Origin of the sequence: Pontibacter roseus DSM 17521 (assembly GCF_000373265.1) — a bacterium.
GTDB lineage: Bacteria > Bacteroidota > Bacteroidia > Cytophagales > Hymenobacteraceae > Pontibacter > Pontibacter roseus.
The window spans coordinates 60,095-72,004 of the sequence record NZ_KB890766.1; the positions used below are offsets into that span (position 1 = coordinate 60,095).

Annotated in this window: 8 protein-coding genes; 2 read left to right on the top strand and 6 right to left on the bottom strand. The window is 56.0% G+C overall.

The window, feature by feature from the left end:
• Position 1: 1 nt before the first annotated feature.
• The 5 genes from B051_RS0114545 to B051_RS0114565 form a co-directional block, all read right to left on the bottom strand.
• Positions 2-1,237 carry a hypothetical protein gene (locus B051_RS0114545; RefSeq protein WP_018478945.1) on the bottom strand — a complete coding sequence of 412 codons (1,236 nt, stop codon included), beginning with the start codon at positions 1,235-1,237 and terminating at the stop codon, positions 2-4.
• A 124-nt stretch (positions 1,238-1,361) separates the two neighbouring features.
• Positions 1,362-3,752: an ABC transporter permease gene (locus B051_RS0114550; RefSeq protein WP_018478946.1), complete on the bottom strand. Its 2,391-nt coding sequence runs from the start codon at positions 3,750-3,752 to the stop codon at positions 1,362-1,364.
• 157 nt (positions 3,753-3,909) lie between these two features.
• Positions 3,910-6,339 carry an ABC transporter permease gene (locus B051_RS0114555; protein WP_018478947.1) on the bottom strand — a complete coding sequence of 810 codons (2,430 nt, stop codon included), beginning with the start codon at positions 6,337-6,339 and terminating at the stop codon, positions 3,910-3,912.
• Positions 6,320-7,039, bottom strand: a complete 720-nt coding sequence (locus B051_RS0114560) for an ABC transporter ATP-binding protein (protein ID WP_018478948.1) — start codon at positions 7,037-7,039, stop codon at positions 6,320-6,322. The genes B051_RS0114555 and B051_RS0114560 overlap by 20 nt, the downstream gene beginning before the upstream one ends.
• A gap of 93 nt (positions 7,040-7,132) precedes the next feature.
• Positions 7,133-8,386, bottom strand: coding sequence for an efflux RND transporter periplasmic adaptor subunit (locus tag B051_RS0114565; RefSeq protein WP_018478949.1), 1,254 nt, complete (start codon positions 8,384-8,386; stop codon positions 7,133-7,135).
• A 289-nt stretch (positions 8,387-8,675) separates the two neighbouring features.
• Between B051_RS0114565 and B051_RS0114570 the strand changes: the two genes are divergently transcribed.
• Both B051_RS0114570 and B051_RS0114575 read left to right on the top strand, forming a co-directional pair.
• Positions 8,676-10,055: a sigma-54-dependent transcriptional regulator gene (locus B051_RS0114570; protein ID WP_026236420.1), complete on the top strand. Its 1,380-nt coding sequence runs from the start codon at positions 8,676-8,678 to the stop codon at positions 10,053-10,055.
• A complete protein-coding gene (locus tag B051_RS0114575) occupies positions 10,045-11,418 on the top strand; it encodes a sensor histidine kinase (RefSeq protein WP_026236421.1) in 1,374 nt (457 codons plus the stop codon). The genes B051_RS0114570 and B051_RS0114575 overlap by 11 nt, the downstream gene beginning before the upstream one ends.
• A gap of 44 nt (positions 11,419-11,462) precedes the next feature.
• Here B051_RS0114575 and trxA read toward each other — a convergent pair whose 3' ends face one another.
• A complete protein-coding gene (gene trxA, locus B051_RS0114580; protein WP_018478952.1) occupies positions 11,463-11,771 on the bottom strand; it encodes a thioredoxin in 309 nt (102 codons plus the stop codon).
• Positions 11,772-11,910: the final 139 nt, after the last annotated feature.

The following is an 11,910-nucleotide window of genomic DNA, read 5'->3' on the forward strand; positions in this document are numbered from 1 at the left end:
GCTACTGCAAGGCGCTCATCACTTTCTTTTTCTCATAGTCAGAGCCAATTGTGTTAGCGGCTTTCACCACATCTTCGCGCAACGCATTGGCATGGGCAGGCACGGCCCCGGCAATGTTGCGCAGCACCTTACTCTTCTCATAATCGGAGCCGATGTGGCTCACCACCGGCAGCAGTTCCTTGTACTGCGCCTCTGACAGCTTGTGTGCTTTCAAGATAGAGTGGATGCTCTTGCTCTTCTCGTAGTCAGAGGAGAACTTGTCGATGATGGAGAAGGCGGGCTTAAAGTTGTTCTGGATGAAATCCGGTTGTTTGGCCAGTTGCTGCAGCACTTTGCCTTTCTCGTAGTCCGATGAGATTTTGCCGGTCTGCTCCAGCGCCAGCGCCATGTTTTCCTTGTTCAGGTTGGGCGTCTCGAGCAGGTGCATCAGTGCCTTGCGCCGTTCGTAATCAGAGTTAATCCGGTTGCTCACCTGCAGGTAGCTTTTGGCTACTTCCTTATCGTCGAGGTGAGTGGCCGGCACGTTTCCCAAAGCTTTGCGACGCTCATAGTCAGAGGTGACGTGCTTGTCCACGAACTGCAACGAAGCCTGCGCCTCGGCTGGTTTCAGGTTTTGCTGTTGCAGCAGGTGGTGCACGAAACGCGTCTTGCCATGCTCACTGTCCACTTTCTCGGCCTCGGCCAACACGCCTTTCGCACCGGACTTCTGGTAGGTGCTGTTTACCAGTTCGGCTATACCTATACCTGTGTGTGCCATTAGGTCCGGCATCACCTGCTGCAGCCACTCCCGGCCAGCGGGCTCATAGGCCACTTTTTCGCCATTCTCGGTATAGGTGCGGGTCAGGTTTCCCTTGGCATCACTGGTGATTTCCAGGCGTTTGGTTTCATCGTTCACGGAGCGCATGTACTTCACGAAACCGTTCGGCGTGATGCTCTGGATGTCTATCAAATCCTCGGTCAGCGCCACCTTTCCTTCGTAGTACAGTTCCTCCCGCTTGTTGTCATCGGTGTTGATGTACACATGCTGTCCCTTTGCCTTACCCGGCTGGCCCGGCTTGCCGCCTGTGGACATGCGCACGTTCTGGTTGCTTTTCTTCTTTAGCTTCACCGTGTCTTGGGGCATGACTTCCACGCCGGTCAGGATGTGCAGAGTGGTGGAGGCGGCAGGCCGCAGGTCGAGCAGGCTCAATGCTCCGGCTAACAGGGAGGCGTAAAATACAGTGGCTGGACTTCTCATAGTTTCTTTATTTTCAATGATGCATTTTCAGGTGTGAGGGATGCCTCGACGGGCATCTTTTTTGATGACCCGCCGAAGACTCACCTCAACTACAAACACAAACTAAAACACAAATTCTTTTCAGTTACTCAGTCCGCAGCGCCCGTACCGGGTCCTCCATAGCGGCGCGCGTCGCCTTGAAGCTGACCGTGAAAATCGCTATACCTAAGGCCACCAGACCGGAGGCGATGAACACCCAGGCGCTGATGGGCGTGCGGTAGGCGAAGTCCTGCAGCCAGTGCCACATGCCGTACCAGGCTATCGGGCTGGCGATAAGGATGGCGAGGCAGACCAGCAGGGCGAAGTCCTTGGTGAGGAGCACGACAATGCCGGTGACGGAGCTACCCAGCACCTTGCGTATGCCGATTTCCTTGGTGCGCTGCTCAGCCGTGAAAGCAGCCAGTCCGAACAGACCCATGCAGGCGATGAGGATGGTGAGCAGCGTGAAGTACCCAAAGATGGTCAGCATCTTTTCCTCGGCGCGATATTGCTCATTAAAGCTGTCATCCAAAAAGAAGTAATCCATCGGGTGGGAGGGAGCCAAGCGCCTCCAGGTGCTTTCTACATGAGCCAGCGTCTGCTCCAGGTTGCCCGGCGAGATGCGCGCCATCAGGTAGCCGTTGTTTTCCGGGCCAAGCATGATGACGAGGGGCTCAATCTGGTTGTGCAAGGAGGTATAGTTGAAGTCTTTGACCATACCTATCACCTTGGCCCGGGTTGTGTCAGAACCACCAATACGCTTGCCGATGGGCTCTTCCCAACCCATGGCTCTGGCCGCTGACTCATTCACGATGATGCCATACTGCAGGTCGGTGCTCATGTCTTTAGAGAAGTTTCTTCCAGCTAGTAGCGGGATGTTCATCAGGTCCAGAAACTCATAGTCCACCCAAATGGTGTTGAAGGTCTTCTCGACCATCTGTTTGTCCCTTTCCACGTTGAAAATAATCACGCCCGTGCTTTGGCCAGGTATCATGGCAGAGGTGGTGGCACTGGTAATATTCGGGTTTTTCGTCAGCTCCGATTTCATAACCGGCATCTTGCTCACAATGGTCGTGTCTCCGCTAGGTATGTCAACCACCAGCACCTGCTCCTTGGTAAAGCCCAGGTCCTGGCTCTTGAGGTAGTGCATCTGGCTGTACACGACGGCCGTGCCGATGATGAGCACCAGCGAGATGGTGAATTGCAACACCACCAGCCCTTTGCGGAGCAGCGCCCCGCCGCCCGCCTGCGTTTTTCCGGTCTTCAGGATGTCAACCGGCTTGAAGTGCGACAGCACCAGCGCCGGGTAGCTGCCAGCCACCAGCCCGATGAACAGGGCAATAGCCAGGAGGAGCAGCAGGAAGTCCGGGTCGGTGAAATAGGTGGAGGAAATCTGTTTGTCGGCCAGGCTGTTGAACGTGGGCAGCATGAGCTCCACCAGCATCAGCGCCAGCAGCACAGCCAGCAGCGTCAGCATCACAGACTCGCTCAGGAACTGCGTCACCAGCTGCGAACGGTTGGCGCCCACCACCTTGCGCAGGCCCACCTCCTTGGCGCGCTTGGCAGAGCGGGCGGTGGCCAGGTTCATGTAGTTGATGGAGGCAATCAGTAGGATGAAGACGCCCACGAAGGAGAAGATGTAGATGTAGGATTTCTTGCCCACGGGGAACGCCTCCCACAGGTAATCGGTGTTCAGGTGGATGTCCGTAAGAGCCTGCAATTGCAGCTCCATTCGCTCAGTGGTGTTCCCCCGGGCGGGTGCTATCCGGCTTTGCACAAAATCAGGCAGTTTCGCCTGCAGCGCGGCACCGTCCGATGCATGCTGCAGCAGGACATAGGTATAGCTGTTGGTGTTCCCCCAGTTCCCGCCCATACCTTGGCGTATGTCGGCAGGTATGGTGCTGAAAGAGGTGAGCACATTTGGTTTCATGTGGGCCCCATCCACGGGCTCAAACACACCCGTCACTTTATATGATTGGCTGCCTACCCGCATGGTGCTGAACAGGGCATCCGAGGAATTGCCAAAAAACTTGGTGGCCACGTCCGTGGAGAGCACCACGGAGTTGGGTTCTAATAGGGCCGTCTTCGGGTCGCCTTCCAGCAGCCTATAGTCGAATATCTGGAAGTAGTTGCTGTCGGCCCAGAAGGTATAGTCGATGGTGATGGCTTTGTCGTCCAGACGCAGCACCTGCTTGCCGCGGTTAATCATGCGGACGGCTGCCTCAATCTCTGGAAAGTCAGCGGCAAGGGCAGGGGCCAGGGCCGCATGCGTAACGGACGCTTTCTCCACCTCGTCCTCCACAATCAGGTCGTTCACCACCCGATATACCCTCTCATGCTTAGAGAAATAGGTATCGTAACTGAGTTCGTGCTGCACATACAGGTAGATGAGGATACAGGAAGCGAGCCCGATGGCCAACCCGATGATGTTGATGGCGGCATATACCTTGTTCCGGGCCATGTTGCGCCAGAAGATGAGGAAGTAGTTTTGAATCATTATACCGGTTCTTTTCAGGTGCTTTAATCAACTTCCCTGTGTTATCTCTATGCTTCCAAGGCCACCAACCCCGATGCTGAGCAGTCCGCTGCAGCCGTACCCAGGAATAGTATCTGGCGGGTAAAATACCCGCCAGATTACCGGGAGCAAATAAATATCATTCAGTCCGCAGCGACTTCACCGGGTTGGCCGACGCAGCCCGGACAGCCTGGTAGCTGATGGTCACCACCGAGATGATAAAGGCGAGCAGCGCAGCCAGTAGAAAGATGCCTGTGCCCATCTCAATGCGATAAGCAAAGTCGTTCAGCCACGTACGCATGGCGTACCAGGCAATGGGCCAGGCCAGGAGATTGGCCACCAGCACCAGCTTCAGGAAGTCCTTGGACAGGAGCGTGACAATACGCATGACAGATGCCCCAAACACTTTGCGGATGCCTATCTCCTTGGTGCGCTGTACGGTGGTGTAGGAGGCAAGCCCAAACAGGCCGAGGCAGGCGATGAGGATAGCGATGCAGGAGAATATCAGGAAGATAACGCCCTTGTCTCGCTCGGCTTTGTAGGTCTCCGCATAGAGCTGGTCCAGGAACGAATACTCAAAGGGGTAACCGGGCAGGAACTGTCGCCAGGTCTGCTCAATGTGCGCCAGCGCCTGTCGTGTATCGCCGTTGATGCGGATGGCGATGTTGGTGTAGTTGTTGGAGGGCGACAACATGTATACCATGGGCGAGATTTCATCGTGGAGCGACTCAAAGTGGAAGTCCTCCGTCACGCCGATGATGCGTCCTTTCCTGCCCCCATACGCGAACACCTGGTCAATGGCCTCCTGCGGGTTCTGCCAGCCAATCATCCGGGCTGCGGCGTTGTTGAGGATGTAAGCCGCCGTGTCGTCCGTTGCACGGGTCCTGTCGAAGTTCCGGCCTGCGGCCAGCTGCACCTCGAACACGTCCAGCAGGTCATGGTCCACGTTCACGAACTTGATAGTCACGGAGGTCTGCGCCATAGAGTCTCCCTTCATGACGGAGGCCCCCATCGAGTTGAGCAACCTGTCAGACGGGATGAGCAGCGACCGCCCGACCCCCTCCACCAGGGCCGACTTCTTCAGCTCCGATTTGAAGGCTTCGAACTGGGGCGTGAGGGTGGTATAGGTGGGCAGAATCACCACGTTCTCCGCCTCAAAGCCCAAATCCTTGTTCTGCATGTAGACGAGCTGCCGGAACATGATGCCCGTGGCGATAATCAGGATGATGGAGATGGAGAATTGCACCACCACCAGCGTCTTGCGCAGCAGCGGGTTCTTGGAGCTGTTGCTCAGGCTGCCCTTCAGCACCATGGCCGGCAGGAAGCGCGACAGATAGAAGGCTGGGTATAGGCCTGCCAGCCCTCCGACCAGAAGGGGCAGCAGCAAGGTGAGGCCTAGCAGCCACCTGTCGGTGAAGATGTTGGAGCCGATGTTCTTCCCGGTGAACTCGTTCAGCCAGGGCAGGCACAGCTCGGTTATACCTACGGCCAGCAAAGTCGCAATCAGGGCAATCAGGATAGATTCGGACAGGAACTGGAAAACCAGGTCGTGTTTTTCGGCTCCCACCACCTTGCGTACGCCTACCTCCTTGGCCCGGCTCATGTAGCGGGCCGTGCTCAGGTTGATGTAGTTGATGCAGGCAATAAGCAGGATTACCAAGGCGACCGCGGCCAGAATCATCACGGTGTTGATGTCCCCGTTCGCCTCCATCTCCGAATCGAGGTGCGAACGCAGGTGGATGTCAGTTAGCTTCTGCAGGTATAGCCGCGAGAAATCAGAGGGTTTCCTGTCCCCGGCATGGTCAGTGCCGCCGAGGTGACGGTCCATAAAGGCAGGCAGTTGCGCCTGCATGTTCTCTGCCTCCTGCTCCGAGTTAATCACCATGTAGGTGCCGAAGGAGTTGTTGCCCCAGTTGGTCCGCAACTGCTCTGCTCCATACACGGCCGTGTCGTTGAGCGTATTGAAAGCCACCAGGATGTCTGGGTGGAAGTGGGAATTGTCGGGCAGTGACTGGAACACGCCCGTCACCCGCGCGCTGGACGTGCTGGTGAGTTTCAGGAGTTGCCCCACCGGCTCTTCTCCCGGGAAATACTTGTCCGCCAGCTTGTTGCTGAGCAGTAGGGTGAAGGGTTCCTTCAGGGCTCTTTCCCGGCTTCCGTCTATTATCGGGATGTCGAAAATGTCAAAGATGGCGGGCTCCGCGAACATAATCCTTTCCTCGCGGAAGGTCTTCTGTTTCTCCACGTTCTCCACCAAAAGCGACGTCTGCAGCAGGCGGGCGATAGACTCTATCTGCGGGAAGTCCTGCTCCAGCAGCGGGCCGAAAGGCGGTGCCACATGGCCCAGGTGCAGGCTCACGCTCCCATCATTGGACACAAAGTCACGGGTGACGCGGTAAATCTTGTCGGCCTTGGCGTGATGGCGGTCATAGCTGAGCTCATCCTTCACATACAGGAAGATGAGGATACAGGCGGCTATACCTGCGGCGAGGCCCGCAATGTTGATGACCGAATATACCTTCTGGCGGACGAGGTTCCGGAAGCCTGTCTTAAAGTAGTTCCGCAGCATGCTTCCTGGCGTTGAGGCTCTCGGTCACGATTTGGCCATCAAACAGGTTCACAATACGGTGGGCATACTCGGCGTCGGAAGGGGAGTGCGTCACCATCACCACGGTGGTGCCGGCATCGTTGAGCTCGGAGAGCAGCGACATCACCTCACGCCCATGCACCGAGTCCAGGTTACCGGTGGGTTCGTCGGCCAGAATCAGGCTGGGGTTGGATACGGTGGCGCGGGCAATGGCCACACGCTGCTGCTGACCACCGGAGAGCTGCTGCGGGAAGTGTGCGTGACGGTGTGCTATACCCATGCGCTCCATGGCTTCCTTCACGCGTTTCTCTGTCTCAGCCCTAGGTATACCCAGGTAGGCCAGCGGCAGACCGATATTCTCTTCTACCGTGAGCTCGTCTATCAGGTTGAAGCTCTGGAACACAAAACCCAGGTTATGCTTGCGGATTTTGGCACGCTGCCGCTCAGAGGCATGGCTGATGTCCTGACCCAGGAAGCGGAAACTACCGCCGGAGGGGCTATCCAGCAAGCCCAGGATGTTGAGCAGCGTGGATTTACCGCAGCCTGACGGCCCCATCACCGCCACAAACTCGCCTTTGGCAATGCGGAGGTCCACACCTGCCAGCGCAGTCGTCTCTACCGTATCCGTGATGTACTTCTTTTCTAACTGTTGTGTCTCGATGATGAAATCTTCCTTGCTCATGGTAGTGTGGCTTTTCGTTATAGATGTTTCTGGTATACCTGTTTTATTTTGTACTAATGGCTTTCATTTTAGGAGGCTGCTGAGCAGAACGCGTTACTTTAATTCCAGTCGGTCGATGTCTCCATAGCTGTCGTAGGAGGAAAGTACTACTTTGTCCCCTGGCTCTAAACCGTCCAGCACCTCGTAGTACTTGGGGTTCTGGCGGCCCAGCTTGATGTTGCGCTTGGTGGCGTAATCCCCTGACTCATCCACCACAAACACCCAGCTGCCGCCCGTGCTCTGGTAGAAGCCGCCGCGTGGCAGCAGCACCGCCTTGCCACCGTCGTTGAGATTTAGCCTGATTTGCAGCGTCTGGCCGCGGCGTATACCTTCCGGGGTGCTGCCCTGGTCAAACTCCATGTCCACCTGAAAAGTACCGGCCTGCACCTCCGGGAACACCTTAGCCACCTTGAGCTTATAGTTCTGCCCATTGAAATCGAAGTTGCCTTCCAGCCCGGGGTAGATGCGGGAGATGTAATGCTCGTCAATGGACGCACGCACTTTGTAGCCGTTCATGTCATCCACCTGGCCAATGTTCTCGCCAGCGCCCTTTGATTCCCCGACTTCCGCCTTCAGGGTGGACAACTGGCCGGAGATGGGGGCCGTCACATACAGGTTGTTCAGGGTGTTGCGGGCCATGTTGATGTTGGCATCCATCCGCCGGATAGACTCATCGAGCTGGCGAAGGCGCTCATCCATGAGCTGGGCGTCCTGTTTCACAGAGCGTTCGCCCAGCGTCTTGCGTTTTCTCAGGTACTCGTACTGGTCTTTAGAGGCCTCAAATTCCTCCTGCGAAATAACTTTTTCAGCAATCAGCATCTTGTTACGGGTATAGGCGCGCTCGGCCAGGGCCAGATTGTACTCTATCTCGGCCAGTTCGTTCATCTTCCGAATCTGATCCTGCTTCATGGTGATTTCCGAGTTCTGGCGCTCGTTCATCAGGTCATAGAGCTGCGTCTCACGTGTCATGAAATCAATTTGTAGCGTGGTGTTGGAGAGCTTCAGGATGGTATCGCCCTTCTCCACCATGCGGCCGTCGTCGGTATAGATTTTCTCCACGCGGCCCCCCTCAGTGATGTCCAGGTAAAAGGTCTTGAGCGGTTCCACTGCGCCATCGATGGCGATGAACTCCTGAAAGACGCCATCCTGCACGGAGCCCACTGTGATGCGTTTGCTGTCCACGTTCAATTTGGAGGCATGCTCAGCGAAGAGCAGGTTGTAGAGTATCACCACCAACACCAGGGCGGCACCGGCAATCAAAGCTATTTTCTTAGGGGTGTATTTTTTCTTTTCTATGACGCGATCCATACGGAAGGAAATTTTTCTGCTATCGTTGAAGAGGGGTTACCAAGAAGTGTACCATTAATGTTAAACTACTGATTAATAGCCATTTACATAGATAAATATAGGTTGCGCTATGTGTTAAGTGTTCGCTATCGTACACCTGTCTGTCTGTATGCGAACACCTGGCTGCAGTTAAATTTATTTTGTGTTTTGGCGTTATACAATATTACCAGAGGCATAAAGATATCTTTTGGTATTCTGAAGCGGAAAGTATTTCTTTACTCCGGAAAATGTGAATCAGCCCCTGCTGCCCATGCGGAAATCGGAATGCAAAATACTGGTAGTCGACGACGAGGAGGACATCCTGCTGGCCAGCAGGCTGCTGCTCAAACAGCACTTTGCCACCGTGGTGGTAACCTCCGACCCTTACAGCATCCCCTCGCTGCTGCAGGAGCACCGGTTCCAGGTGGTGCTCCTGGACATGAACTACAGCACCGGAGCGACCTCCAGCAAAGAAGGACTGCACTGGCTGAAACAGATTCTGCAACTGGACCCATCTGTGAAGGTAATCCTAATGACCGCCTATGGGGATATCGAACTGGCCGTGCGCGCCTTGAAAGAGGGGGCGACGGACTTCGTACTCAAGCCCTGGCAGAACGAGAAACTGGTCGCCATCCTGCAGACTGCCTGTCAGCAGGGCAAGGAAAAACACACCCGCAGCGCCGAATCTGCAGAGCAGAACCAGACCGCCTACCACTACGCCGATTTTATAGGCGTGTCGCCAGCCATGCAGCGGGTATACCAGACCATTGAGAAAGTGACCGCGACGGATGCCAACGTGCTTATACTAGGCGACAACGGTACTGGCAAGGAAGTGGCCGCTCGCGCCCTCCACCGCAAATCCAAACGGGCCGACCAGGTCTTTGAGAAGGTGGACCTGGGGGCCGTGAGTGAGACGCTGTTCGAGAGCGAGTTGTTCGGCCACGCCAAAGGCGCCTTCACCGACGCCCGGGAAGAGCGCATGGGCAGAATAGAGGCGGCGAACGGCGGCACCCTTTTCCTCGATGAGATAGGCAACCTTTCCCTGGCGCTGCAGGCAAAACTTCTGTCGGTGCTGCAAAGCCGCCAGGTAATACGGCTGGGTACTAACAAGCCGCGCCCCATTGACATCCGCCTGATTTGCGCCACCAACATGCCGCTTTATGATATGGTGCAGGGGGGTACTTTTCGGCAGGACCTGCTCTACCGCATCAACACCGTGGAGATATACCTGCCGCCCCTGCGCGAGCGCCGCGAAGACATCCGGCTGCTGGCGCAGCACTTCTTGCGCGTCTACAGCCAGAAGTATGGGCGCGACGGCCTGGGTATGGCACCTGCCACCATCCAGCGTCTCACCGAGTACCACTGGCCCGGCAACATCCGCGAGCTCGACCACGCCATGGAGCGTGCCGTCATCCTCTGCGACCAGGACCAGCTGCAGGCAGACGACTTCTACTTCGCTCCCGGCGCTGTCTCGGGCAAGCGAGTCGAAGGCAGCCCGGTGCTGGAGAACGACTTTACCCTGGAGGCGCTGGAGAAGATGATGGTGCAGAAGGCTCTGGTGAAGCATGCCGGCAATATCACCCATGCAGCCAAAGAACTGGGCATCACCCGGACAGCCCTGTACCGCCGCATAGAGAAACATGGTCTATAACCGTTTCAGAGTAAATCTATTGGTCCGTGTGGGGCTTCTCGTGGTCACCATCGCGGCAATCATCCTGGTGCTCTACCGCACCGATTGGTACATGACGGCCCTATGCCTGGGGCTGCTGCTGTGCTTCCAACTCTATGACCTGGTGCAGTACGTGGAGCGCACCAACCGCGACATCTCCGGTTTCTTGGAGGCCATCAAGCATTCTGATTTCACACAGCGCTTCGCTGTAAAGGGCGGCAAGCCTACTTACCAGGAGCTGTATCAGGCCTTTAACGAAGTCACAGACTCCTTCCAGCGCATCAAGACGGAAAAGCAGGCGCACTACCTCTACCTGCAGGCGATTGTGGAGCACATCGGCATCGGCATCGTTTCCTTTGATGAGAAGGGGGATGTGCACCTGGTGAACCATGTAACGAAAGAGTTGCTGCACACGCCGCACCTGGACCACATCCGGATATTGAACCGCCTCAGCGAGGAACTGGTGGAGGTGCTCTTCGGCATCGGACACAACGAAAAGCGACTGGTCACGCTGCAGGTGCGGGAGGAGAAATTGCTGCTAACGCTGCAGGCCACCTGGCTAGTCTCGCAGGGCAAGACACTAAAAATCGTCTCGCTGCAGAACATCCGGTCGGAACTGGAGGAGCAGGAACTGCAGACCTGGCAGAAGCTGATACGGGTGCTTACTCATGAGATTATGAATACGGTCACGCCCGTCATTTCGCTTACCTCCACGGTGTCGCACCTGGTGGAGGAGGAGGTCATCAAGAAGTGCGCGGCAGGGGATTCGCCTGACGAAGAGGCGCTGGAAGACATACAGGCGGGGCTGCAGACGATTGAGAAGCGCAGCGCCGGCATGCTCCATTTCGTGAAGAACTACCGCCGCCTCATGCGTGTGCCTACCCCGGAGGTGCGGACGGTAAAGGTGCGGGAACTGCTCAAAAGTGTGCATACCCTGCTGCAGCCGGAGATGGAGGCCAACAAAACGCGTCTCTCCTTCTACCTGGCCGATGAGAAGGTGGAGCTATTGGCGGACCCGGAACTGATAGAGCAGGTGCTGATCAACCTGATTAAGAACGGCATGGAGGCGAGCCAAGGTATAGCAGAGCGCTGGGTGGAGGTGATTGCATACCAGGAGGAGCAGGATAAAAGCCATTTCCGGATTGATGTGCAGGACAGTGGACCCGGTATACCTGCGGAAGAACTGGATAAGATTTTCATTCCCTTCTATACCACTAAGAAGAAAGGCTCCGGTATAGGCCTCAGCCTTTCGCAGCAGATTATGCGCCAACACGGTGGCGGCATTCGCGTCAGCAGTGCAAGCGGCAGCCCCACCACCTTCAGCCTAATCTTTAAGAATCAATAGTTAAGAATTCGTTCTGTGTACACCATCCACAATTCGTAATTCTGTCAGCCAATGTGCTGCTGGATGATTTGGGAGAGTTGGTGTCCCGGCACGGCGCCGGCCTGCTTCCAGACTACCTGCCCGTTTCGGAAGAGTATGAAGGTCGGCACACCCTGTACCCGGTACTGTTGGGCCGCCGCCTGGTTCTTGTCCACGTTGATTTTGATAACCTTCAGCTTGCCCGAGAAGTCCTGCGCCAGTTTCTCCACTACTGGGTTCATGGTTTTGCAGGGACCGCACCAGTCCGCATAGAAGTCCACCAGCACCGGCATGCCCGGGCTCTTGATTAATTCAGAAAATGATTTCTTTGCCATAAGTACACACGTGTTTCCTGCTTTCTTACGCACTGCGGGAGCAAAGGATTACGCCACTCCAACCAAGCTTTCTGGCAATGTTTTCTCCTGTACAACCCTGCCTGCGCTGCTCAGGGAACTATCGCGGGGCCAGATAGAT